Origin of the sequence: Microbacterium arborescens (assembly GCF_049707515.1) — a bacterium.
Lineage (GTDB): Bacteria > Actinomycetota > Actinomycetes > Actinomycetales > Microbacteriaceae > Microbacterium > Microbacterium arborescens_B.
Genome location: NZ_JBNAFI010000002.1, coordinates 334580 through 359259 on the forward strand (window position 1 = coordinate 334580; position 24680 = coordinate 359259).

A 24680-nucleotide genomic window follows, 5' to 3' on the forward strand; every position below is an offset into this window, starting at 1 on the left:
GCCCCATGCCGGACCTGGCCGAACGGCTTGCCGACGTCGACGCCCGCATCGCTGCCGCGGTGCGGGCGTCGGGTCGCGCGCCGGACGAGGTGACGAGGATCGTCGTGACCAAGTTCCACCCGCCCGCACTCATCGCGCAGCTGCACGCGTTGGGCGTGCGCGATGTGGGGGAGAACCGGCAGCAGGAACTCACCGCGAAGCGCGCCGAGCTCGCCGACCTCGACGGGGTGCGTTGGCACTTCATCGGGCAGGCGCAGACGAACAAGGCGCGTGCGGTGCGGGCTGCCGCCGACGTCGTGCACTCCGTCGACCGGGCCCGCATCGCCGACGCCCTCGACGCCGCCGATCCCGAGGGCAGACCGCTCGAGGTTCTCCTACAGGTGAACCTCACCGACGATCCGGGCAGAGGGGGCGTCCGGGCGACCGAGCTCGAGCCGCTCGCCGCACACCTGGTCGAGCGGTGCTCAGGGCTCCACGTGCGCGGAGTCATGGCCGTCGCCCCACTCGGCGAGGAGCCCGCCGTGGCCTTCGCTCGCCTCGCGCAGGCGTCAGACGTCCTGCGCTCGGTCGCGCCGGACGCGACCTGGATCTCCGCCGGGATGACCGGCGATTTCGTCGAAGCGATCGCTGCCGGTGCGACACACCTGCGGATCGGCTCGGCAATAACGGGACCGCGACCGGACCGCGGATAGCCTCGGAACAGACGAGCAAACGGAGGATGCGATGTCGAACCCGCTGAAGAAGACCATGGTTTACCTGGGCCTCGCAGATGAGGAAGAAATGTACGAAGAGCCGCAGGCCGAGCAGCAGCCGGTCCGTCGTGACAAGCCCGTCGAGAAGCCGGCCGCGCCGGTGACGCCGCTGCATCGTCCGGCGGTCGTGCGTCAGCCCACCACCGGTACCGTCAGCGAGATCCTGACCGTCCACCCCAAGCAGTACCGCGACGCGCAGGTCATCGCCGAGAACTTCCGCGAGGGAGTTCCGGTGATCATCAACCTGTCGCAGATGAGCGATGCCGATGCGCGCCGCCTGATCGACTTCGCGAGCGGTCTGTCCCTCGGCCTCTACGGCCGCATCGAACGCGTGACGAGCAAGGTCTTCCTGCTGTCGCCCGAGAACATCGCCGTCTCCGGCGACGGCGCCGTGGCTCAGGCTGAGCCCGAGGCGGCGCCGTTCGCGCAGTGATCTGACGTGGATGTCGTCCGGCTCGTCGCCGCACTCGTCTACTTCGCCCTGCTGCTGTACATCCTCGTTCTGTTCGTCCGACTGATCCTGGATTACATCCCGCTGTTCAACCGTGAGTGGCGGCCCCGGGGGTTCATGCTCGTGCTCGCCGAGGCCGTGTACACGGTCACGGACCCTCCGATCAAGACCCTGCGCCGGGTCATCCCTCCGATCAGGCTCGGCGTCATCGCAATCGATCTGGCATTCCCGCTCACCATGCTGGCGTGCTTCATCCTGCTCTCGATCACGCGTGTGATCACCTTCGCCTGACGCGGTCGCGACGCGATCGTCGCGACCGCGAAGGCGTCGGTCTATGCTGGTTGGGTACGGCCCGCTGCGGCGGGTGCCGGCTGACCGGCCCGCGTCGTGAGCCCTGAAAGAGGACAACACCATGGCTTTGACCCCTGAAGACGTCGTCACCAAGCAGTTCCAGCACGTGCGTTTCAAGGAAGGATTCGACCCCGACGAGGTCGACGACTTCCTCGACGAGATCGTGGTGGAATGGCGCAAGGCGATCGCCGAGAACGAAGAGCTCAAGGCGAAGCTCGCGGCCTACGAGTCGGGAGAGACCCCCGCTGCTGCCCCCGCTGAAGAGCCCGTCGTCGAGGACGTGCCGGCACCGGTCGCCGCTGTGGAGCAGCCGGCAGCGCCGGCTGGCGACCTGGCCCCGGCCGCCGCATCCGCCGGCATCATCGAGCTGGCGCAGCGCCTGCACGACGAGCACGTCGCCGAGGGCAAGGCGCAGCGCGACAAGCTCATCTCCGACGCGCAGGCTCAGGCCGCCTCGATCATCTCCGAGGCCGAGGCCCGTGGCCGCGACGAGGTCGCTCGTCTCGAGGCCGAGCGCATCTCGCTCGAGGGTCGTATCTCCGACCTGCAGCAGTTCGAGAAGGACTACCGCGGTCAGCTCCGCGGCTTCATCGAGAGCAAGCTCCGCGACCTCGACACGACCGGCGTCTCGGCCGGCGCGTAATCCTTGGCGTCGCGCAAGCGTCTGAACGGTCCGGCGGCCGGTGCCCTCGTCGCGATTCTCGCGGCAGTGGTACTGGCCGCCGACCAGTTCACGAAGTACCTCGCTCTCGAGAATCTGCCGTACCAGCGTGAGGTTCCGGTCCTCGGCGAGTTCTTCCAGCTCTATCTGACGAAGAACCCCGGCGCGGCGTTCTCACTCGGAACCGGCGTCACCTGGCTGTTCACCCTCGCACTCGCGGCCGTCGCCATCGTGGTGGTCGTCCTCACGGTCCGCAGTGTCCGCACGCGGTCGTGGGCGATCGTGCTGGGTCTCCTGCTGGGCGGCGTTCTCGGCAACCTCACCGATCGCCTGTTCCGCGAACCCGGATTCCTCGTCGGTCACGTCATCGACTTCATCCACACTCCCTGGATGTGGCTGGGGTTCCCGTCCGCGATCTACAACATCGCCGACATGTTCATCGTGACGATGATGATCTCCGTGGCCGTGCTGGTGGTCATCGGCATCCGATTCGACGGCACGCGCGAGCGTCGCACCTCGGATGAGGTCGCCGAAGCGGCCCCGGCCGTGGATGCGGACCGCTGAGATGCCGCAACGTGCACTGCCGGTACCCGACGGGCTCGACGGCGTTCGCGTCGACGCCGCACTGGCTAAGCTGCTCGGGTTCTCGCGCACCTTCGCCGCGGACGTGGCTGCTGCAGAGGGTGTGACTCTCGACGGCCGCACGCTCGCCAAATCCGACAAGCTCGTGGCGGGCGGCTGGCTCGACGTGTTCTGGGAGGAGCGGGCCGAGGCGCAGATCGTGCCGGTCGCCGTGCCCGATCTCGGCATCGTGCACGACGACGACGACATCGTCGTGGTCGACAAGCCCGCTGGTGTCGCCGCCCACCCCTCGCTCGGATGGGACGGACCGACCGTCCTGGGCGCGCTGGCCGCGGCGGGATACCGGATCGCCACGACCGGTGCAGCCGAACGCCAGGGCGTCGTGCACCGGCTCGACGTCGGGACGAGCGGTCTCATGGTCGTCGCCAAGAGCGAGCGGGCCTACGTGGCGCTCAAGCGCGCGTTCAAAGAGCGCGAGGTCGAGAAGGTCTACCACGCCGTCGTGCAGGGGCATCCCGATCCGCTCGCCGGCACGATCGACGCCCCGATCGGACGTCACCCGTCGCACTCCTGGAAGTTCGCCGTCACACCGACGGGCAAGGACTCGGTGACGCACTACGAGACTCTCGAGGCGTTCCCCGGGGCCTCGCTGCTCGAGATCCACCTCGAGACCGGCCGGACGCATCAGATCCGCGTCCACATGGCCGCGCACCGGCATCCGTGCGTCGGAGATCCGCTCTACGGTGCGGACCCGACGCTCTCGGCGCGTCTGGGCCTGACCAGACAGTGGCTGCACGCGCACCGCCTCGCGTTCGAGCACCCGGTGACCGGGGAGTGGTCCTCCTTCGCGTCACCGTACGCGCCCGACCTCGCGCGCGCTCTCGAGGTGCTCCGCGGCGACTGACGCCTCAGCGCGCCGTCGCGGCCCCAGGGCGCCGTCACGGCCTCAGCGCAGCGTCACGGCTCGGCGCAGCGTCACGGCTCACCGAGCCGGTCGGCGAGAGAGCGGGCTTCACGCCGGGCCTCGATGAGCCGATCCACGAGCTTCCGATGCGCGTCCTCGACGGGACGCGCATCGCCGTGGGCGCGCACGAGTTCGAGCCCACCGCGGAGATTGGTCGCTGCACCGCCGAGTCCCGCGGCCACGGCATCCGCCGCCACCGCGATATCCGACATCAGGTGCCGGTTGCCGACGTCGGAGAGGAGTCGCACCTCGCGCCAGACGCCGAGCGCGATCTCGCCTATCGACGCGGATGTCGAGGCAGCGCGGGTGGCCGCCTCGACGATGCGCCGGTCTCGCTCATCGCGCTCATCCGAATCGACGGGACGCAGAGCCGCGCCGAGGGCGCCCGATGCCCGTCCGTCCTCGTCCGCCGCGGTGATCGCCTCGTCGCGCAGAACGGCGAGGCGGTCGTCGATGTCTGCGGCGGCCGGCTCTGCGGCGCTGTAACGACTGACCATCTGCGCGAGCGCCGCAGCGACGGCGGTGACGACTCCGCTGGCGGCGCCGCCCCCCGGGTCCCCGTGGTCGCGGGCGAGGGCGTCGAGCAGATCGCCGAGCGCGACGCGGGCGCTCACCGGCCGCCTCGGAACGTCGCCGGATCGTCCTCCGCGACGGCGAGGGCGATCTTGCGCACGTGTTCGGGCGCGACGTCGACCATCGCGCCCAGATCGTAGAACCCCACCTCCGTCAGCTCGCCGTCCGCGGGGTGCGGTTCACCGGACACCCAGGTGCAGCGGAAGACGAGATCGAGATAGTCGACCTGATCTCCGTTGGCGTAGACGATGCGAGGAATCTGGTGCACGAGGGCGAGACGTTCGGCGCGCACGACGACACCCGCCTCCTCTGCGCATTCGCGCACGGCCGCGTCCGCGGGCTCCTCACCGGGGTCGACGATGCCCGAGACCGGCTGCCAGCTGCCGTTGTCGGCCCGCTTGCCGAGGAGCACCTTCTCGTCTCGGAAGACGACGGCGGTCACCCCGACGAGGGGCAGCGGTGCCGTGCCGATCTTCTCGCGCAGGTCGAGGACGAAGTCAGGAGTGGCCATGCGCTCAGCCTAGGACCGGTGTCCGGGGCCGAACGTAGACTCGTCTGGTGGCATCCGACTCCTTCGTTCATCTGCACGTGCACAGCGAGTACTCGATGCTCGACGGTGCAGCCAAGATCGCGGCCATGACCCAGGCGGCGGCCGACTACGGCATGCCCGCGATCGCCGTCACCGACCACGGCAACACCTTCGCCGCGTTCGAGTTCTATCGGGCGGCTCAGGCCGCCGGGGTGAAGCCGATCATCGGACTCGAGGCGTACGTGACGCCGGGCACCCACCGCAGCGACAAGTCCCGCGTCGCCTGGGGCTCGCCCGAGCAGAAGAGCGATGACGTCTCGGGCTCGGGCGCCTACACGCACATGACGATGTGGAGCCAGAGCACCGAGGGCATGCACAACCTCTTCCGCCTGAGCTCCCTGTCGAGCATGGAGGGCTACTACTTCAAGCCGCGTATGGACCGCGAGCTGCTGCAGACCTACGGCAAGGGACTCATCGCGACCACGGGCTGCCCGTCCGGCGAGGTCCAGACGCGCCTCCGTCTCGGGCAGTACGACGCAGCGCGTGCGGCCGCGGCGGAGTTCCAGGACATCTTCGGCAAGGAGAACTACTTCGCCGAGATCATGGACCACGGACTCTCCATCGAGCGGCGCGTGATGACCGACCTGCTGCGTCTGGCGAAAGACCTCGACATCCCGCTCGTCGCGACGAACGACTCCCACTACACGCACCAGCACGAGGCCGACGCCCACGCGGCCCTGCTGTGCGTCCAGTCCGGCTCGACGCTCGACGACCCGAACCGCTTCAAGTTCGACGGCGACGGGTACTACATCAAGACGGCCCAGGAGATGCGTCAGCTCTTCCGGGATCACCCCGAGGCGTGCGACAACACGCTGCTGATCGCCGAGCGGTGCGAGGTCGAGTTCAACACCTCGGCCAACTACATGCCGCGGTTCCCCGTGCCCGACGGCGAGACCGAAGACAGCTGGCTCGTGAAAGAGGTCGAGGCGGGTCTGCACTACCGGTACCCCGGCGGCATCCCCGACAAGGTGCGGAAGCAGGCCGAGTACGAGACCGGCATCATCCTGCAGATGGGCTTCCCGGGCTACTTCCTCGTCGTCGCCGACTTCATCAACTGGGCCAAGGACAACGGCATCCGGGTGGGTCCCGGTCGCGGCTCGGGCGCCGGCTCGATGGTCGCCTACGCCATGCGCATCACCGACCTCGATCCGCTCGAGCACGGGCTCATCTTCGAACGATTCCTCAACCCCGACCGCGTCAGCATGCCCGACTTCGACGTCGACTTCGACGATCGTCGCCGCGGCGAGGTCATCGATTACGTGACGGAGAAGTACGGCTCCGAACGCGTCGCGCAGATCGTCACCTACGGCACGATCAAGTCGAAGCAGGCGCTGAAGGATGCCGGGCGCGTGCTCGGCTTCCCGTTCAGCATGGGGGAGAAGCTGACGAAGGCGATGCCGCCGCCGGTGATGGGAAAGGACATGCCCCTCGACGGCATGTTCAACAAAGACCACCCGCGGTTCAAGGAGGCCAGCGAGTTCCGCGCCCTCATCGACACCGATCCCGAGGCCAAGACGGTGTTCGACCGGGCGCTCGGGCTCGAGGGGCTGAAGCGCCAGTGGGGCGTGCACGCGGCCGGCGTCATCATGTCGTCCGAGCCGCTCGTCGACATCATCCCGATCATGCGCCGTGAGCAGGACGGTCAGATCGTCACGCAGTTCGACTACCCGTCGTGCGAGACGCTCGGCCTGATCAAGATGGACTTCCTGGGGCTTCGCAACCTCACGATCATCTCCGACGCGCTCGACAACATCCGGCTGAACCGCGGCGAGGAGCTCGACCTCGAGCACCTCGAGCTCGACGACCGACCGGCCTACGACCTGTTGACGCGCGGCGACACGCTCGGGGTGTTCCAGCTCGACGGCGGACCCATGCGGTCGCTGCTCCGGCTGATGAAGCCCGACAACTTCGAAGACATCTCCGCCGTCATCGCGCTGTACCGACCGGGTCCCATGGGAGCGAACTCCCACACGAACTACGCGCTGCGCAAGAACGGCCTGCAGCCGATCACACCGATCCATCCCGAGCTCGAAGAGCCCCTGCGCGACATCCTCGACACCACCTACGGCCTGATCATCTATCAGGAGCAGGTCATGGCGATCGCGCAGAAGGTGGCCGGCTTCTCGCTCGGACAGGCCGACATCCTGCGTCGCGCGATGGGCAAGAAGAAGAAGTCCGAGCTCGACAAGCAGTACGAGGGCTTCTCGGGCGGCATGAAGGAGCGCGGCTTCGGCGAGGCGGCGATCCAGGCGCTCTGGGACATCCTCCTGCCCTTCTCCGACTACGCCTTCAACAAGGCGCACTCCGCCGCGTACGGACTCGTGTCGTACTGGACGGCGTACCTGAAGGCCCACTATCCCGCCGAGTACATGGCCGCCCTCCTGACGAGCGTCGGCGACTCGAAGGACAAGATGGCCGTGTACCTCAACGAATGCCGCCGAATGGGCATCCGGGTGCTGCCGCCCGACGTCGGCGAATCGATCCGGTACTTCGCCGCCGTCGGCGAAGACATCCGCTTCGGCCTGGGGGCCGTCCGCAACGTCGGAGCGAACGTCGTCGACGGCATCATCGCCTCCCGCGCCGACGACAACTACGTGAGCTTCCACGACTTCCTCACGAAGGTGCCGCTCCACGTCGCGAACAAGCGCACCGTGGAATCGCTCATCAAGGCCGGCGCCTTCGACTCGCTGGGTTCGACGCGCCGCGCGCTGATGGAGATCCACGAGGATGCCGTCGAGGCCGCTGTCGATGCCAAGCGCAAGGCGGCCACCGGCGCCATCGGATTCGACTTCGACAGCCTGTACGACGAGGCCGAGGAGGTCATGCCGGCCAAGGTGCCCGAGCGTCCCGAGTGGACCAAGAAGGACAAGCTCGCCTTCGAGCGCGAGATGCTCGGGCTCTATGTGTCCGATCACCCGCTGGCCGGGCTCGAGATCCCGCTCGCGAAGCACGCGTCGACCTCCATCCACGATCTGCTCGCGTCCGAGGATGTGCAGGACGGCGACCAGGTCACGGTCGCGGGGCTCGTCACGAGCGTCCAGCATCGCGTGGCGAAACAGAGCGGCAATCCCTACGGAATGATCACCGTCGAGGACTTCGACGGTGAAGTGACCGTCATGTTCATGGGCAAGACGTATACCGAGTTCCAGAGCATGCTCCAGGCCGACTCGATCCTCGTGGTCCGCGGCCGGGTGTCGCGTCGCGACGACGGGCTCAACCTGCACGGCCAGTCGGCGTTCTCTCCCGACCTCGGTTCGTTCGACGCGTCCGGACCGCTCGTGCTGCTGCTGCCCGAGCAGCGCGCGACCGAGTCGACGATCGGCGAGCTGGCGGCGGTTCTCCGCCGGCACAGCGGCGACACCGAGGTCTCTCTCAAGCTCCACAGAGCCGGAACCGCGAAGGTGTTCGAGGTGCCGCATCCGGTGCGTGTCACGCCCGACCTCTACGGAGAGCTGAAGGGCCTCCTCGGACCTCAGTGTCTGGGGTGAGCCGGGTAGGATCGCACCGCAGCGCAACCGCCGCGACGAAGGGAACATCGTGACCGACGAGAAGAACATCCGCTCCGACGACGACCGCCCCGAAAGCGCGGCGCCCGGCATCGCCGACCCGGCGGCTGAAGCCGCTCCCGCGGGCGGAGTCGAGAGCTCGTCGCCCAGTGCGGCTGCGGACGCGTTCGCACCGGCTCCGGATGCTGCCGTCGTGATCGACGGTTCCACCGTTCAGCCCGTCGAGCACGGCGACCCGATCGAGCCGATCGAGCCGGCTGATGGCGAGGCTCACGACGAGGCCGATGCCACCGCCGCGGATCACGCCTCGAGCGGCTACGCAGACGAGACGGAGTGGTCGCACCCGGCCGCCGAGCAGACGCCCGCCCCGTCGGGCGGATCGGATGCCGCTGCAGTCGCCGTCGCCGGTGGCGCGGCCTCCGGGGGCGCCGAGCCCCCGCAGTACGGCGTCGGTCCGCTCTCGATCCGCGAGGTATCGCTCGTCGGGGTGTGGGCGTTGGCGTTCATCTGCTCGTTCTTCCCGGTCTACGGGCGTTTCGGTGCGGGCGTTTCGGTGTGGGGCGCGGGGATCGACTGGGTGCTGACCATCGGCGTGCCGACCGTCGCGGTCTTCCTCGTCGTGCTCCGCCGCTTCTCCCCCCAGGGGATCCGGCGAGTCGGCTCGCTCGGCATCGACCAGTTCGCGTCGGTGGCGTTCTCGGTGTCGGCCGTCGTGTGGCTCGGCATCATCTGGAGCTCCTTCGCGGGGCTCGCGCAGTCGGGCGTGTTCCTGGCGAGCTGGGTCGTCTGGGTCGAGGCGATCCTGGCCCTCGGGGGAGTCGTGCTGACGGTCGTCGCCCCGCACCTGCCCGTCCTCGGCGAGGACTTCCGGCACCGCCCCGAGTCGCCGGCGCACCGGGTCGCGCGGGCCACGCGGCCGGTGGTGGCCCGACCGGTGTCGGCTCGGCCGGCCGCGGCCGAGAACGCCCACGTCGGCACTGCCGGCGGGTACGCCGACTACACGGGCTATGCGGCACCGACCGCAGGTGCCGCGTCGTCCGGCGTCGCCGAGTCCGCCCCGGCGGACGCCGCCGAACCCTTCGACAGCGGAGCAACGACCGTCATCGAGCCGGTCTCAGCGCCGCAGGCGTTCTGGGCGCTCGCTCCCGAGGAGCGCGATGTCGTCGACGCGACGGGCGCGCCGCTGTTCCGCATCGGACCGACCGCCTGGGCGCTCGTCATCGAGGATCGGGGAGAGGTCTTCGTCGTGCGTCACGAGGACGGCCGTGTCGGCTACCTCCACGACGTGCACGACGTCACGCGCGGCTGAGGGCGACGCGGTTGCGCGCTAGCCTGGAACGATGCGCACCATCGATCTTCGCGGACGTCGTCTGACGCCCGCCGAGTTGCTCGCCGCCGTTCCCCGGGCCGAGGCTGCCCGCGGACTCGCTCTGGCTACCGCGGCCGAGATCGTGCATGATGTCGCGTCGCGCGGCGAGACGTCGCTCCGTGAGCAGGCGGCCCGTTTCGACGGGGTCGAGGGACACGCCGTCCGTGTCCCTCGCGAGCACCTCGACGAGGCGCTCGAGGCGATCGAACCGGCTGTCCGCGAGGCCATCGAAGAGTCGATCCGGCGGGTGCGGCTGGCCTCCGCAGCGCAGGTGCCGCCCGACCGGGTCACCGAGCTCGGGCCTGGTGCCCGCGTCGAACAGCGCTGGCGACCCGTGCGGCGGGTCGGCGTCTACGTTCCCGGCGGCAAGGCGGTGTACCCGTCCAGCGTCGTGATGAACGTCGTGCCGGCGCAGGTCGCCGGCGTCGAGACAGTCGCGCTCGCATCGCCTCCGCAGCGAGACCACGGCGGGCGGGTCCACCCGGTGATCCTTGCGGCGGCACGGCTTCTCGGCGTCTCGGAGGTGTACGCCATGGGCGGCGCGGGCGCGATCGGGGCGTTCGCCTACGGTGTGGCTTCCCTCGAGCTCGACCCGGTGGACGTGATCTCCGGGCCCGGCAACAATTTCGTCGCGCTCGCCAAGCGCGTCGTCGCCGGCGTTGTCGGCACCGACTCCGAGGCCGGCGCCACCGAGATTCTCATCGTTGCCGACGGTGAGGCCGACGCCGATCTGGTCGCTGCCGACCTCGTCAGCCAGGCCGAGCACGACGAGCAGGCGGCCGCCGTGCTGGTCACCGATTCCGCCACCCTGGCCGCGAGCGTGGCGGAGCGGGTCGCTGCCCGAGCAGCGGCGACCAGGCACGCGGAGCGGGTCGCCGTCGCTCTGGACGGACCGCAGTCGGCCATCGTCCTCGTCGACGACATCCCCGCTGCGACGGCTTTCTCGAACGCCTACGCGCCCGAGCACCTCGAGCTGCACCTGGTCGAGCCCCGCACCGACGACTACGTCAACGCGGGTGCGGTGTTCGTCGGCTCGCACACGCCCGTGAGCCTGGGGGACTACCTCGCGGGCAGCAACCACGTGCTTCCGACCGGGGGACAGGCCCGCTATGCCGCCGGTCTCGGGGCCGCGACGTTCCTCCGCTCGCAGCAGGTGATCTCCTACGACCGCGAAGCGCTGCGCGCCGTGCACCACGGCATCCTCGCCCTGTCCGACTCGGAACAGCTCCCGGCGCACGGCGAAGCGGTCTCCGCGCGATTCGACGCGTAATCTGGGCTCGTCATGCATTGCCCTTTCTGCCGGAATCCCGATTCGCGCGTCATCGACTCCCGGACGAGCGATGACGGCCTGAGCATCCGCCGCCGCCGCCAGTGCCCCAAGTGCGGCGGGCGCTTCTCGACCATCGAGACGGCGAGCCTCAACGTCATCAAGCGGTCGGGCGTCATCGAGCCGTTCAGTCGCGAAAAGGTGATGTCGGGCGTACGGAAGGCCTGCCAGGGCAGGCCCGTCACCGAAGCAGATCTGGCCGTGCTCGCGCAGGCCGTCGAAGAGGCGGTCCGGCAGACCGGCTCGTCGCAGATCGACACGAACGAGATCGGGCTGGCCATCCTCGGTCCGCTGCGGAACCTCGACGAGATCGCCTACCTCCGCTTCGCGAGCGTCTATCAGGCCTTCGACACGCTCGAGGACTTCGAGGCGGCGATCGGGCAGCTCCGTGCCGACCACCACACCGGCCGGGCGTCAGAGGGTTCGGGCGCGCTCTAGGCTGGACGGCGATGTATCCGTTCATCTTCCGCACCGTCTTCTCCCGCATGGCGCCGGAGACGGCCCACCACCTCGTGATCCCGGTCATCCGCCTGCTCGGCGTGCCCCCGTTCTCGATCGCCGCTCGGGCGCTCACCCGCCCGGACCCGTCGCTTCGCACCGAGGCGCTCGGTCTCGTGTTCGATTCGCCGTTCGGCGTCGCGGCCGGCTTCGACAAAGACGCCGTCATGGTCCGTGGCCTCGGCGCGCTGGGCTTCGGGCACGTCGAGATCGGCACGGTGACGGCGGTGCCGCAGGACGGCAATCCGCGACCTCGGCTGTTCCGGCTGATCGAGGATCGGGCCCTCATCAACCGGATGGGATTCAACAATCGAGGCGCCGCTGCCGCGGCATCCCGCTTGCGGCGGCTGCGGCGCGGCGCGCGTCACGCGGTCGTCGGTGCCAACATCGGCAAGAGCCGGGTCGTCGATGTGGATGCGGCGACGGCGGACTACGTCGAGAGCACGCGTCTGGTCGCACCCGAGGCCGACTACCTCGTCGTCAACGTGTCATCGCCGAACACGCCGGGTCTTCGGGGACTCCAAGCCGTCGAGACGCTTCGTCCGCTGCTCGAGGCGGTGCGTGATGCCGCCGGCGCGACGCCGCTGCTCGTGAAGATCGCCCCCGACCTCGCGGACGACGAGGTGACGGCGATCGCGGCGATGGCGGTGGATGCCGGGCTGTCGGGACTCATCACCACGAACACGACGATCTCTCGCGCAGATCTCCTCGCCGACGACGCGAGGCTCGAGAGCATCGGCCCCGGCGGTCTGTCCGGCGCGCCGCTGCGACGGCGGGCGCTCGAGGTCCTGCGACTGGCGCGCTCCGCCGTGCCCGACGACTTCTGCGTCGTCGCCGCCGGCGGCGTGGAGACCGCCGCTGATGTGCAGGAGCGGCTCGAAGCCGGTGCCGACCTCGTGCAGGGCTACACCGCGTTCGTCTACCGCGGCCCGTTCTGGGCGCGGCAGATCAATCGCGGGCTCGTGCAGCTCAGGCGGGCCGCTGCCCGCGCTTGACCTGCGGCTTGGGCAGACGCATGAAGCGCATCTGGATCGACCGCATCGCGCCGTACCAGCCGAGGCCCTTCTCCATCCGCTCCGCGCCGAACTTCGCGCGGGCGGCCTTCTTGACACGCATGCTGGTGATGACCATGTCGGCGATGACGAGCAGGATGAACGCCCACAGCGCGATGAACGCGTAGAAGGTCACCGCGTTCGAGCCCAGGAAGGTGACGATGATGACGAGCACCATCGCGCCCATCACCAGCTCGCCCAGGTGCCAGCCGGCGTCGATGTAGTCGCGCACGAAGCGACGCTGCGGCCCCTTGTCGCGGATCGGCAGGTAGCGCTCGTCGCCGTTCGCCATGCCGATGCGTGCCTTGTCGCGGCGCTCGGCGAGCTCGGCGCGGGCGCGTGCCTTCGCCTCCTTGGTGTCGGGCACCAGCGGTCGCTTGCGAGCGGCCTCCTGGGCGGCGCGACTGGGGGTGGGACGGTTCTTGCCGGCGCCCGTAGACGCCTGGTCGGCGTCGTCTGGAGCGGGGGCAGCGGGAGTTTTGGCCACGGGGATCCTCGGGTTCTGCGACGAACGTGCCTTCTAAGATTACCCGCATGACCTCCGAATCTCCTCGGTCCGTCGCTGTGCGCGACGCCGCTCTCTCCGCCGTGCCCGCCGCTCTCGCCGATCTCGGTGCTCTCGTGCGGATCCCCTCGGTCGCGTTCCCGGGATTCGACCGGGCGGAGGTCGAGCGCAGCGCCGAAGCCGTCGCCGAGTTGGCGCGGGGCCTGAACGTCTTCGACCGCGTCGAGGTGGCGACCGCGACCGTCCCCGAGACGGGGGAGCAGGGGATGCCGGCAGTCCTGGCCACCCGGGCCGCGCGCAACGGTCGGCCCACGATCCTCCTTTACGCGCACCACGACGTGCAGCCGGTCGGCGACGAGGCGCTGTGGGAGTCGGCGCCCTTCGAGCCCACCGTCCGAGACGGCCGGCTCTACGGTCGGGGCGCCGCTGACGACAAGGCAGGGGTGATGGCTCACATCGGAGCCCTCCGCGCACTCGTCGAGGCCGCGGGCACGGACTTCGACCTGGGGGTCAACCTGTTCATCGAGGGTGAGGAGGAAGCCGGCTCGGCATCCTTCGCGGCGTTCCTTACCGACAACGCAGACGCGCTGCGGGCAGACGTCATCGTCGTCGCCGATTCCGGGAACTGGGATGCCACCACGCCGGCCCTGACCGTCTCGCTCCGGGGCAACGCGCGCTTCACCATGTCGGTGCGTACCCTCGACCACGCCTCGCACTCCGGCATGTTCGGGGGAGCGGTACCCGATGCGATGCTCGCGACGGTCAAGCTCCTCGCGACTCTTTGGGACGACGAGGGAAGCGTCGCGGTCGACGGCCTGACCGAGCGCCAGGCCGAGACGCCGGAGTACTCGGAGGAGACCCTCCGGTCGGAGGCAGGTCTTCCGGACGGAGTCTCGCCGATCGGTACGGGCTCGATCCTCTCGCGCATCTGGAACAAGCCGTCCATCACCGTCACCGGGATCGACGCGCCGAGCGTCCGGAACGCGTCGAACACGCTGAGCCCCGAGGTGTCGGTGGTCATCTCCGCTCGCGTGGCTCCCGGCCAGTCGGCCGAGGAGGCGTACCGGGCGATCGAAGCTCACCTTCGCGCCCACGCGCCCTTCGGCGCGGAGGTGAGCTTCCGCGACATCGAGACGGGGAATCCGTTCCTGGTCGACACGAGCGGCGACGCGGTCGCACACGCCCGCGCGGCGCTGGCCGAGGGGTACGGCGTCGAGCCCGTCGACATCGGCGTGGGCGGCTCCATCCCGTTCATCGCGGATCTCGTGCGCGAGTTCCCGGCGGCCCAGATCCTCGTGACCGGCGTCGAGGATCCGCACGCCCGAGCACACAGCCCGAACGAATCGCTGCACCTCGACACCTTCCGCCACGCGCTGGTCTCGGAGGCGCTCCTGCTCGAGCGCCTCGACGCCACATCGAGCTGACGGTCACGAGGTCATCTCGGTCGGACCCGTGGTCGGTGCTCGCGCGTAGAATCGTGGCACCGGCCGCATGCCCTGCGGCCCGAGACCTCGGGAGAATCATGACCGACATCGCCACGACCGACACCGTCCGTGCCCACGGCGTCTCGCTGACCGATGAGGCGGCGCTCAAGGTGAAGAGCCTCCTCTCGCAGGAGAACCGCGACGACCTGCGCCTGCGCGTCGCGGTGCAGCCCGGCGGCTGCAGCGGACTGATTTACCAGCTCTACTTCGACGAGCGCTTCCTCGACGGCGACCAGGCCGTCGACTTCGACGGCGTCGAGGTCATCGTCGACGACATGTCGGTGCCCTATCTCGACGGCGCCACGATCGACTTCAAGGACACGATCTCGGAGCAGGGCTTCACGATCGACAACCCCAACGCGGCCGGCTCGTGCGCCTGCGGCGACAGCTTCCACTGACGCCTTCCCGCGACTTCCCTCGTCTCCGACATCCTGAACGGTTGGACTGAATAGGGTGAAAGCTTGCCCTAGACTGAAGGTCGAACCATTCGTCCCGGAAAGGTGCACTGTGCGCTTCAAACGCCGCCTCCGCTGGGCCGTGATCCCGCTCGGGATCGTCACGGCAGTCTCCCTCGCAGCTTGTACACCGACGGAGCTGAACGGCTACCTCCCGGGTTTCACCGATGACGGTACGCAGGCGACGAACCGCACCGAGATGGTGTCGGGCCTCTGGGTCAACTCCTGGATCGTGCTCCTCGCCGTCGGTGTCCTGACGTGGGGCCTCATGGCCTTCGCAGCGATCGCCTATCGCCGTCGCCGCGGCCAGACGGGGTTGCCGGTGCAGCTCCGCTACAACATGCCGATCGAGATCTTCTACACGATCGTGCCCCTGATCCTCGTGATCGGCTTCTTCGCGTTCACCGCCCGCGACCAGTCGATCATCGAGACGCAGTACGAAGACCCCGAGGTGTCCATCACCGCCATCGGCAAGCAGTGGGCGTGGGACTTCCAGTACAACGGCGAAGAGTCCGACAACTCCGACGCTGTCTGGAGCATGGGCGTTCAGGCGCAGCCCGCTGCGAACGGCGACCGCGACGAGGCCGAGCTCCCGACTCTCGTGCTGCCGGTCGACAAAGAGGTGAAGATCAACCTCCAGTCGCGCGACGTCATCCACTCGTTCTGGGTCATCGACTTCCTCTACAAGAAGGACATGTATCCGGGCCGCGACACCAACTCGTGGTCGTTCATCCCGACGCGCGAGGGCACGTACGCCGGCAAGTGCGCCGAGCTCTGCGGCGAGTACCACTCGATGATGTTGTTCAACGTCGAGGTCGTCTCCGAGCAGGAGTACGAGGAGTACCTCGACTCGCTGCGCGAGAGCGGCCAGACCGGCGACATCAACCAGGCCTACGACCGCCTCCAGAATGCTCCGGGAACGGGCGCGGTCACCGACGACTCCGGCGAGGGAAGCCACTGATGGCTACGACACTTCCGCTCCAGGGCGAAAAGCCCGCGGGCCGACCCACGACCCTTCCGCCGCGCCAAGCGGCACTGCTCAGCGCTTCGCGCGTCGAGCAGAAGGGCAACATCATCGTCAAGTGGATCACCTCCACCGACCACAAGACGATCGGGTACATGTACCTCATCGCCTCGGTGCTGTTCTTCCTGCTCGGTGGCGTGATGGCGCTCATCATCCGTGCCGAGCTCTTCGAGCCCGGCATGCAGATCGTGCCGACGAAGGAGCAGTACAACCAGCTCTTCACGATGCACGGCACGATCATGCTGCTGATGTTCGCGACGCCGCTGTTCGCCGGCTTCGCCAACGCGATCCTGCCGCTTCAGCTGGGTGCGCCCGACGTGGCCTTCCCGCGTCTGAACGCTTTCGCCTTCTGGCTCTTCCTGTTCGGCTCGATCATCGCGATCTCGGGCTTCCTCACCCCGCAGGGTGCGGCGTCGTTCGGATGGTTCGCCTACCAGCCGCTCGCGAACGCGACCTTCTCACCGGGCGCCGGCGGAAATCTCTGGATGCTCGGCCTCGGAATGAGCGGTTTCGGCACGATCCTCGGCGCGGTGAACTTCATCACCACGATCATCACGATGCGCGCGCCGGGCCTCACGATGTGGCGCATGTCGATCTTCTCGTGGAACACCCTCGTCACGAGCATCCTGATCCTCATGGCCTTCCCGGTGCTCGCGGCTGCCATCTTCGCCGCAGCATCCGACCGCGTCCTGGGCTCGCACATCTACGACCCGGCCAACGGCGGCGTCCTGCTGTGGCAGCACCTCTTCTGGTTCTTCGGTCACCCCGAGGTGTACATCATCGCGCTGCCGTTCTTCGGCATCGTGTCCGAGATCCTGCCCGTGTTCAGCCGCAAGCCGATCTTCGGTTACAAGACGCTGATCTACGCGACCATCGCGATCGCCGCCCTGTCGGTGGCGGTGTGGGCGCACCACATGTACGTCACGGGAGCTGTGCTCCTGCCGTTCTTCGCGCTCATGACGATGCTCATCGCGGTGCCGACGGGCGTGAAGATCTTCAACTGGATCGGCACCATGTGGCGCGGATCGGTCACGTTCGAGACGCCGATGGTGTTCACGCTGGGCTTCCTCGTCTCGTTCGTGTTCGGCGGGCTCACGGGCGTCATCCTGGCGTCGCCGCCGCTCGACTTCCACCTGTCAGACTCGTACTTCGTCGTGGCGCACTTCCACTACGTCGTCTTCGGGACGGTCGTGTTCGCGATGTTCGCCGGCTTCTACTTCTGGTGGCCGAAGTGGACCGGGCGGATGCTCAACGAGCGCCTCGGCATGGTGCACTTCTGGATGCTGTTCATCGGTTTCCACATGACGTTCCTCATTCAGCACTGGCTGGGCGTCGATGGCATGGTCCGCCGCTACGCCGACTACTCGGCCGCTGACGGTTGGACCTGGCAGAACCAGGTCTCGACGATCGGCGCCATCGTCCTCGGCGCGTCGATGATCCCGTTCTTCCTGAACGTCTGGATCACCTCGCGCACGGCACCCAAGGTGACGGTCAACGACCCGTGGGGCTACGGCGCTTCGCTCGAGTGGGCGACCAGCTGCCCGCCGCCGCGGCACAACTTCACGTCGATCCCGCGGATCCGCAGCGAGCGTCCGGCCTTCGACCTCAACCACCCCGAAGCCGCCATCCCGGTCGGTGTGGGCCCTGCGAAGGACGCACCCGATGCGCCCGTTGTGGATGTCGCCGACGGAGAGGTGAAGTAAGCCGTGAAGACCAACATCAACCTCTGGTGGGTGCTGACGTGGTTCTTCTTCGCGGTGTTCATCACGTACACCGTCTGGAACCTGGTCGCACACACCGATCAGGGCGTGTGGTGGCACCGCATCGAGTGGGTCGGCTCGACCGCGCTCCTCTTCACCGGCTTCATGGGCGCGATGATCGCGTTCTACGTCTCGCGCGTGCACAAGGCGCAGGGTGGCGAGCTGCCCGAGGACTCCCTCACGGCAGACATCGATGACGGTGACCCCGAGATCGGCGAGTTCAGCCCGTGGTCCTGGTGGCCGCTCGTCCTGGCCTTCGCAGCGTCGGTGTTCATCATCGGCCTCGCGGTGGGGCAGTTCCTCCTTCCCGTCGGCTTCGCCCTCTTCGTCGTCGCGATCGTCGGCTGGGTGTACGAGTACTACCGCGGATACTTCGCGCGCTGACCCAAGCGCCTCCTCGACGGCCATCGCACTTCGGTGCGGTGGCCGTCGCCGTTTTCCGGCCGCCCCGGTTCCCCGAGGGCGGCGCGTGCCGCAATGCAAGTCATCGGCGAGGACACGCCGCCCGTGCGGCCGGTCCCGGCGTGTGTCGCCCCGGATCACTTGCATCTCGGCCTCGCCCTGTGCGGCCCGGCGTTCCGGTTCCGGTTCCAGCTCCGGTTCCGCGATGCAAGCAATCGAGAGGGGCACGCGGCACGCAGCTGGTCAGCGCCAGGGATGTCGCACTCGATGACTTGCAGCCCGGCCCCGCGCTCGCTTGGGGATCCACCGACGGCGACGCCGGCGATAGCGTTCAGACGTGCCGCCGGACGTCGGCACCGGCACCGTCGCAGTTGCTGCATCCGTCGATCGCGGCTGGCGTGCGCTGAGGCGGAACAGAGCTCCTGGTGGCCTCAACTGCCCGCCCGACTGATGTGCCACTGGCCTGCTCCGACCGCGCGACCACGGATCTACCTCATCGAGTCCGATCTCGTGGGGCAGCGACGCCTGCCAGGCGGCTCGAGCAGTACGCGAGCGGCGGCGGCGCCACCCGGGCGCGTATGCAGCGCGTGAGCGACGGGCTGCTGCTCGACGGCTGACGCTGCGGAAGGCGCTGGACCCGGCGTGTACGTTGAGTGCCGTGTCGCCGTGCGCCGCGATGCAATGGATGCCCGCGACTCGCCGCGCTGGGAGAGGCTTCGGCGGGTGTGTCCTTTCTGATCCCTTGCAACAGGGTCCACGACGCCGTCGCGTCGTCGCACGCAGCGAGGTGAGCCTCGACGGCTGCCGCATCGTGGGACCCGCGACGCAAGGGACGCTCGCGGCTTGCCGCGCTCAGAGAGACTTCGGCGGGCGTGTCGTTCTTCATCCCTTGCAAGCGGTCACTGCGCCATCGGGGACATCAGGTGGCCTAGGGCGCGCGCGGATGCGGGCGAAGGTCGAGCGTCTGGCGGATCGCGGTGCGCCGCGATGCAAGGGATGCCTGCGGCTCGCCGTGTGAGAAGAGGCGGGGGTGCGCGTGTCGCCTCGCATCGCTTGCATAGCGGTCACCGGCGCCGCCGTCGCCCCTTGGGCGCGGTATGCGAGACCCGAGGGGCCGCTGCAGCTCCGAGAGGCGCCTGAAGGCCGCGGCAGCGGCAATAGCGTCGCCCGGAGCAGCGGCGCCCGAGCGGCGACCCCAGACCCAGCAGCGGCCCCCGCAGGCAGTGGCCCCCGCAGCGCCCCCGCAGGCAACGGCCCCGCAGGCAGCAGGCGCCAAGCCAATCGGAGGGCCGGGCCACGGCGTCACAGCGCGCGGCCGCGCCAGGATGGAGCGGAGACCACCGACACGCAGGTCGACGTCCCTCGGTGCCTCAGGAGCGCACGAGCGCGACGAGGGGATCCGAGATGCGGGGGAGGGGACCGTTCGAGTCGGCGACGGGGTAGCCCTCCCGGGCCCAGTACTCGAACCCGCCGATCATCTCGCGAACGCGGTAGCCGAGCCGGGCGAACTCGATCGCAGCGCGCGTGCCACCGTTGCATCCGGGGCTCCAGCAGTAGACGACCACGTCGCGGTCGCGGTCGATCTCCGAGGCCGCCCGCTGTGCGATCTCCCGATGCGGCAGGTGCACTGCGCCGACGACGTGCCCCTGATCCCAGGCATCCCCGCTGCGGACGTCGACGAGCGTGAACGGCTCGCCGGCACGCTGGGCGTCGAAGACGTCCGAGGCATCCGTCTCGTGGTCGAGCTTGGCGGTGAAGTAGGCGAGTGCATCTGTCATGGTCGCTACGCTACGCAGACGAAACGACGGCGGGGTGTGACCGATCGGTCACACCCCGCCGTAATCCGGACAAGGCCCAGGATCAGCGCTTCTTGTCGCCCTTGCCGCTGTCAGCATCGTCGTCGGGGACGATGATGTTCGAGGGCCGGTTGGCGGTCTCGACACCCTTGCCCTCGTCGATGGGCTGGTGCGGCGCGTCGGGCACGCCGGCGCGCTCGTGAGCGCCCTGGAGCTCCGCGTGCTCTTCCTCAGCGATGTGCTCGAGGTCGTGCTGAGCGTGAGCCCGTGCGGCGGCCAGTTCGCCCTGGGTGAGCGGTGCGAGCCGGTCCTCGTAGAACCAGCGCGAGAGCCCGGCACGCAGGTTCTCGTGCCACGGGATCTGCCCCTTGTCGTTGGGGCGCACCACGAGGGGAGCGTTCGTCGTGTAGTCGACGAGCTTGACGAGCTCGTACTCGTCGACGGGCTGGTGCACCTCGATGTACTCGCCGCCGGGCAGGCGGACGATGCGTCCCGATTCGAAGCCGTGCAGAGCGATCTCACGATCCTTCTTCTGAAGTGCGATGCAGATGCGCTTCGTGACGAAGTAGGCGACGACCGGACCGAGGATCAGCATCGCCTGCAGCGTGTGGATCACGCCCTCCATCGTGAGATGGAAGTGCGTCGCGATGATGTCGGAGGATGCGGCGGCCCAGAGGACGGCGTAGAACGTCACACCGGCGGCGCCGATGGCGGTGCGGGTCGCCGCGTTACGCGGACGCTCGGCGATGTGGTGCTCGCGCTTGTCGCCCGTGACCCACGCCTCGATGAAGGGGTAGAGCATGACGACGACGATGAACAGGCCGAGCCCGACGAGCGGAACGAGGATGTTGAACGACCAGGTGCGGTCGAACAGCACGAACTCCCAGTGCGGCGGCACGAGGCGCAGGGCGCCGTCGGCGAAGCCGATGTACCAGTCGGGCTGGGTTCCAGCCGAGACGGGGGAGGGGTCGTACGGTCCGTAGTTCCAGATCGGGTTGATCGTGAACAGCGCCGCGATCAGGACGAGCACGCCGAAGGTCAGGAAGAAGAAGCCGCCCATCTTCGACATGTAGACCGGCATCATCGGGTAGCCCACGACGTTGTTGTTCGTGCGCGCCGGGCCCGCGAACTGCGTGTGCTTGTTCACGATCATCAGCATGAGGTGCAGCGCGAGGAGCGCGACCAGGATGGCCGGGAGCAGCAGGATGTGCAGCGCGTACAGGCGCCCCACGATCTCGGTGCCCGGGAACTCGCCGCCGAAGAGCAGGAACGACGTCCAGGTTCCGATCAGCGGGATGCCCTTGATCATTCCGTCGATGATGCGCAGACCGTTGCCCGAGAGGACATCGTCGGGAAGCGAGTAGCCGGTGAAGCCCTCAGCCATCGCGAGGATGAACAGGATGAAGCCGATCACCCAGTTCAGCTCGCGCGGCTTGCGGAACGCTCCGGTGAAGAAGACGCGCAGCATGTGCACGCCGATACCGGCAACGAACACGAGCGCTGCCCAGTGGTGCAGCTGCCGGACGAGCAGGCCACCGCGGACGTCGAACGAGATCTCGAGGGTCGAGGCCATCGCCGCCGACATCTCGAGGCCGCGCATCGGGGCGAACGCACCGTAGTAGTGCGTCTCCGCCATCGAAGCCTCGAAGAAGAACGTCAGGAACGTTCCCGAGAGCAGGACGACGACGAACGACCACAGCGCGATCTCGCCGAGCATGAACGACCAGTGGTCGGGGAAGATCTTGCGACCGAGCTCCTTGACGAGGCCCGAGATGCTCGTGCGCTCGTCGAGGTAGTTCGCGACGCCGCCGACGAACTTGCCGCCGAGCGGCTTGTCCGCGGGACGCGTCGGACCGTCAGCGTGGACCGCGGGCGCGGTCGTGACGTTCTCCGTGGGGTGGGTGGAGGTGCTCAATGACGCTCCCAGAAGCTCGGGCCGACGGGTTCGGTGAAGTCGCTGCGTGCGATCAGGTAGCCCTCGTCGTCGACGGTGATCGGGAGCTGGGGCAGCGGACGTGCAGCGGGGCCGAAGATGACGGCTGCCGCGTTGGTGACGTCGAACTGCGACTGGTGGCATGGGCACAGCAAGTGGTGGGTCTGCTGCTCGTAGAGCGCGACGGGGCAGCCGACGTGCGTGCACACCTTGGAGTAGGCGACGATGCCGTCGTACGACCAGTCCTTGCGCTCTTCGGCCTCGTTCAGCTGCTCGGGAAGCAGACGCATGAGGAGGACGATCGCCTTCGCCTTCTCCTCGAGGTAGCCGTCGTGGTGCGACAGCGTGGCGAGCGACTCGGGGATGACGTGCACGGCGGAGCCGAGCGTCAGGTCGGCGGCGCGGATCGGCTTGCCGGTCGGGTCGTGGGCGAGGCGCATGCCCTCTTCCCACATCGTGTGCTTGAGCAGGTGCACCGGGTCACCCGCGTGCGGGTGCTCGGGGGAGCTGTGCGGCGCGAGACCGCGGAACAGCGTCACGCCGGGGAGGATCGACGCTGCCAGCGCGACGAAGAGCGAGTTGCGCACCATCGTGCGGCGGCCGAAGCCCGACTCGTTGTTCGCGTCGGCGAACACCTGCACCGCGGCGGCACGGGTGTTGTCGCTGCCGCGCGTGGAGTGGCGCTCCTCGATGAACTCGGTGTCGTTCATGACGGCCTTGGACCAGTGGATCGCTCCGATGCCGATCGCGAGGAGAGCCGTGGCGATGCCGAGACCGATGAACAGGTTGTTGCGACGGATGTCGCTGATCAGACCGCTCTCGATCGGGAAGATCAGGTAGGCCGCGATCGCCCAGATGCTCGCCGCTGCCGACAGGTAGAAGAGTGTGTACACCGTCCGGACGGCCCGGGCCATGGCGGCCGGGTCCTTGTCGGTCATGCGCTTGCGGTGTGGTGCGAGTCCGGGGTTGTGCACCGGGTCGGACACCGCCACGGCGAGCCCCGATGAGGGCACCAGGGAAGCAGGAACCTGCTCGGGCGCCTTCTCGTCAGCCATTTTGCTCCTTGTGCGTTGCTTCGATCGTCACGGTTCTCAGTTCGACTTCGCGGTGATCCACACCGAGATGGCGACGAGTGAGCCGATGCCGAAGATCCAGATGAACAGACCCTCCGAGACGGGGCCGAGGGCGCCGAGCGAGAAGCCGCCGGGCGAGTTCTCGGTCGGGCGGATCATCAGGTAGCTGATGATGTCGCGCTTCTCCTCGGTCGTGAGGGTCATGTCGTTGAAGACGGGCATGTTCTGCGGGCCGGTGACCATCGCGGCGTACATGTGCAGCGGCGAGGTGGTCGTCAGCGGCGGGGCGTACTTGCCCTCGGTGAGGGCACCGCCGGCGCCCGCGACGTTGTGGCACATCGCGCAGTTGATCCGGAAGAGCTCGGCACCGTGCGACACGTCGCCCTCGCCGTCGAGGACCTCGGAACCGGGGTAGGTCGGGCCGGGGGCCTCGGACTGCACCCAGGCGGCCATGGCCTCGATCTGCTCCTGCGTGAACTGCACGGGCTTCTGCGGAGCCTGCGGGCCCTGCATCTGCAGCGGCATCCGGCCCGTGGCGACCTGGAACTCGACCGACAGCTCGCCGACGCCGTAGAGCGAGGGGCCGTCGTTGGTGCCTTCGAGGTTGAGGCCGTGGCAGGTGGCGCAGTTGGCCTGGAACAGCTTCTTGCCGTCCTCGACCGTCAGGGTCGACGCGGTCTGCGTCGAGTCGCCCGCCGCCATCGCGGCGGTGGCGCCGGCGTAGCCTCCGCCGGTGACGAGCAGGCCGATGCCGATCAGCGCGGCGGCAGCCCACTTGCTGCGACGTCCGCCGTTGCGGCGCGGGTTCTTGGATGCCATGGGTGAATCAGCTCCGGTTACTTCAGGAAGTAGATGACGGCGAACAGGACGAGCCACACCACGTCGACGAAGTGCCAGTAGTACGACACGACGATGGCGGACGTCATCTCTTTCCGGCCGAAGTTCTTGACCGCGAAGGCGCGCCCGATGACGAGGAGGAACGCCACGAGACCACCGGTGACGTGGAGGGCGTGGAAGCCGGTGGTGATGTAGAAGGCCGAAGCGTACGAGTCGGCCTGGATGGGCATGCCCTCGGCGACGAGCGTGGCGTACTCCCACACCTGGCCGGAGACGAAGATCGCGCCCATGACGAAGGTCAGGAAGAACCACTCGACCATGCCCCACTTGCGCAGGTTCCAGAGGGTGCCCGATCGGTAGGGGCGGAAGTGCTCGGCGTTGTGGACACCGATCTGCGCCGTCACCGAGGAGAGCACGAGGATGAGGGTGTTGACCGCGGCGAACGGGATGTTCAGCAGCTCGGTGCGGTCGGCCCACAGCTCGGGGGAGGTGTTGCGCAGCGTGAAGTAGATCGCGAAGAGGCCCGCGAAGAACATCACCTCGCTGCCGAGCCACACGATGGTGCCCACGGCGACCGGGTCCGGCCGCTTGACCGAGCGCAGGGCCTGGGAATACGTCGCTGGAGTGGTCGTCACGGCATCCATTATGGCCGATCTGGAGGGAGGTTTCTGCATCGCTGAAGGTCTGATCCGGCCGCGGTCGGGTTAGGGCAACCTAAGAATCAGCCGAAAGGTGC

General features: G+C 68.3%; 24 protein-coding genes. 16 read left to right on the forward strand and 8 right to left on the reverse strand.

The window, feature by feature from the left end:
• Positions 1–5: 5 nt before the first annotated feature.
• The 6 genes from ACPYN5_RS05555 to ACPYN5_RS05580 all read left to right on the forward strand — a co-directional run bounded on the left by ACPYN5_RS05555 (position 6) and on the right by ACPYN5_RS05580 (position 3701).
• Positions 6–692 carry a YggS family pyridoxal phosphate-dependent enzyme gene (locus ACPYN5_RS05555; protein ID WP_424447987.1) on the forward strand — a complete coding sequence of 229 codons (687 nt, stop codon included), beginning with the start codon at positions 6–8 and terminating at the stop codon, positions 690–692.
• A gap of 31 nt (positions 693–723) precedes the next feature.
• Complete coding sequence (locus tag ACPYN5_RS05560; RefSeq protein ID WP_424447988.1) at positions 724–1185, forward strand: cell division protein SepF; 462 nt, start codon at positions 724–726, stop codon at positions 1183–1185.
• Between the two features lie 6 nt (positions 1186–1191).
• Positions 1192–1494 (forward strand): YggT family protein, encoded by a 303-nt coding sequence (locus ACPYN5_RS05565; RefSeq protein ID WP_424447989.1) that lies wholly within the window; start codon positions 1192–1194, stop codon positions 1492–1494.
• Between the two features lie 121 nt (positions 1495–1615).
• Positions 1616–2197: a DivIVA domain-containing protein gene (locus ACPYN5_RS05570; RefSeq protein WP_424447990.1), complete on the forward strand. Its 582-nt coding sequence runs from the start codon at positions 1616–1618 to the stop codon at positions 2195–2197.
• Between the two features lie 3 nt (positions 2198–2200).
• Entirely contained in the window at positions 2201–2779 is a 579-nt protein-coding gene (gene lspA / locus ACPYN5_RS05575) for a signal peptidase II (protein WP_424447991.1), read from the forward strand.
• Position 2780: 1 nt separating this feature from the next.
• The gene (locus tag ACPYN5_RS05580; protein WP_424447992.1) at positions 2781–3701 is read left to right on the forward strand and encodes an RluA family pseudouridine synthase; all 921 of its coding nucleotides are present in this window, start codon (positions 2781–2783) and stop codon (positions 3699–3701) included.
• Between the two features lie 71 nt (positions 3702–3772).
• On the opposite strand, the gene ACPYN5_RS05585 is transcribed toward ACPYN5_RS05580, so the two are convergent.
• Both ACPYN5_RS05585 and ACPYN5_RS05590 read right to left on the reverse strand, forming a co-directional pair.
• Positions 3773–4375 (reverse strand): cyclodeaminase/cyclohydrolase family protein, encoded by a 603-nt coding sequence (locus ACPYN5_RS05585; protein ID WP_424447993.1) that lies wholly within the window; start codon positions 4373–4375, stop codon positions 3773–3775.
• Complete coding sequence (locus ACPYN5_RS05590; protein WP_424447994.1) at positions 4372–4845, reverse strand: NUDIX hydrolase; 474 nt, start codon at positions 4843–4845, stop codon at positions 4372–4374. The genes ACPYN5_RS05585 and ACPYN5_RS05590 overlap by 4 nt, the downstream gene beginning before the upstream one ends.
• 47 nt (positions 4846–4892) lie before the next feature.
• Between ACPYN5_RS05590 and dnaE the strand changes: the two genes are divergently transcribed.
• From dnaE to ACPYN5_RS05615, 5 genes are read left to right on the forward strand one after another with little or no spacing between them, the layout of a single operon-like run.
• Positions 4893–8411, forward strand: a complete 3519-nt coding sequence (gene dnaE / locus ACPYN5_RS05595; protein ID WP_424447995.1) for a DNA polymerase III subunit alpha — start codon at positions 4893–4895, stop codon at positions 8409–8411.
• Between the two features lie 49 nt (positions 8412–8460).
• Complete coding sequence (locus ACPYN5_RS05600; RefSeq protein WP_424447996.1) at positions 8461–9738, forward strand: hypothetical protein; 1278 nt, start codon at positions 8461–8463, stop codon at positions 9736–9738.
• 31 nt (positions 9739–9769) lie between these two features.
• Complete coding sequence (gene hisD, locus ACPYN5_RS05605; protein WP_424447997.1) at positions 9770–11068, forward strand: histidinol dehydrogenase; 1299 nt, start codon at positions 9770–9772, stop codon at positions 11066–11068.
• Between the two features lie 12 nt (positions 11069–11080).
• Positions 11081–11563, forward strand: a complete 483-nt coding sequence (gene nrdR / locus ACPYN5_RS05610; protein WP_424447998.1) for a transcriptional regulator NrdR — start codon at positions 11081–11083, stop codon at positions 11561–11563.
• An 11-nt stretch (positions 11564–11574) separates the two neighbouring features.
• Positions 11575–12618, forward strand: a complete 1044-nt coding sequence (locus ACPYN5_RS05615) for a quinone-dependent dihydroorotate dehydrogenase (protein WP_424447999.1) — start codon at positions 11575–11577, stop codon at positions 12616–12618.
• Here the strand turns inward: ACPYN5_RS05615 and ACPYN5_RS05620 are convergent.
• On the reverse strand, positions 12593–13162 hold the full coding sequence (locus tag ACPYN5_RS05620; protein WP_424448000.1) for a DUF3043 domain-containing protein: 570 nt from the start codon (positions 13160–13162) through the stop codon (positions 12593–12595). The genes ACPYN5_RS05615 and ACPYN5_RS05620 overlap by 26 nt on opposite strands.
• 47 nt (positions 13163–13209) lie before the next feature.
• Here ACPYN5_RS05620 and ACPYN5_RS05625 point away from each other — a divergent pair, with 47 nt between their 5' ends.
• From ACPYN5_RS05625 to ACPYN5_RS05645, 5 genes are all read left to right on the forward strand, one after another.
• Positions 13210–14604, forward strand: a complete 1395-nt coding sequence (locus ACPYN5_RS05625) for a dipeptidase (RefSeq protein ID WP_424448001.1) — start codon at positions 13210–13212, stop codon at positions 14602–14604.
• 98 nt (positions 14605–14702) lie between these two features.
• Positions 14703–15062, forward strand: coding sequence for an iron-sulfur cluster insertion protein ErpA (erpA, locus tag ACPYN5_RS05630; RefSeq protein ID WP_424448002.1), 360 nt, complete (start codon positions 14703–14705; stop codon positions 15060–15062).
• Positions 15063–15171: 109 nt separating this feature from the next.
• The gene (gene ctaC / locus ACPYN5_RS05635; protein ID WP_424448003.1) at positions 15172–16080 is read left to right on the forward strand and encodes an aa3-type cytochrome oxidase subunit II; all 909 of its coding nucleotides are present in this window, start codon (positions 15172–15174) and stop codon (positions 16078–16080) included.
• Positions 16080–17846 (forward strand): aa3-type cytochrome oxidase subunit I, encoded by a 1767-nt coding sequence (gene ctaD / locus ACPYN5_RS05640; protein WP_424448004.1) that lies wholly within the window; start codon positions 16080–16082, stop codon positions 17844–17846. Before ctaC ends, ctaD begins: the two co-directional genes overlap by 1 nt.
• A gap of 3 nt (positions 17847–17849) precedes the next feature.
• On the forward strand, positions 17850–18287 hold the full coding sequence (locus tag ACPYN5_RS05645; RefSeq protein ID WP_424448005.1) for a cytochrome c oxidase subunit 4: 438 nt from the start codon (positions 17850–17852) through the stop codon (positions 18285–18287).
• A gap of 1388 nt (positions 18288–19675) precedes the next feature.
• Here the strand turns inward: ACPYN5_RS05645 and ACPYN5_RS05650 are convergent.
• The 5 genes from ACPYN5_RS05650 to ctaE form a co-directional block, all read right to left on the reverse strand.
• Positions 19676–20083 (reverse strand): rhodanese-like domain-containing protein, encoded by a 408-nt coding sequence (locus ACPYN5_RS05650; RefSeq protein WP_424448006.1) that lies wholly within the window; start codon positions 20081–20083, stop codon positions 19676–19678.
• A gap of 82 nt (positions 20084–20165) precedes the next feature.
• The gene (gene qcrB / locus ACPYN5_RS05655) at positions 20166–22016 is read right to left on the reverse strand and encodes a cytochrome bc1 complex cytochrome b subunit (RefSeq protein WP_424448007.1); all 1851 of its coding nucleotides are present in this window, start codon (positions 22014–22016) and stop codon (positions 20166–20168) included.
• Entirely contained in the window at positions 22013–23089 is a 1077-nt protein-coding gene (gene qcrA, locus ACPYN5_RS05660) for a cytochrome bc1 complex Rieske iron-sulfur subunit (protein ID WP_424448008.1), read from the reverse strand. The genes qcrB and qcrA overlap by 4 nt, the downstream gene beginning before the upstream one ends.
• Before the next feature lie 36 nt (positions 23090–23125).
• The gene (qcrC, locus tag ACPYN5_RS05665; protein ID WP_424448009.1) at positions 23126–23926 is read right to left on the reverse strand and encodes a cytochrome bc1 complex diheme cytochrome c subunit; all 801 of its coding nucleotides are present in this window, start codon (positions 23924–23926) and stop codon (positions 23126–23128) included.
• Between the two features lie 17 nt (positions 23927–23943).
• Positions 23944–24588: an aa3-type cytochrome oxidase subunit III gene (gene ctaE / locus ACPYN5_RS05670; RefSeq protein ID WP_424448244.1), complete on the reverse strand. Its 645-nt coding sequence runs from the start codon at positions 24586–24588 to the stop codon at positions 23944–23946.
• Between the last annotated feature and the right edge of the window lie 92 nt (positions 24589–24680).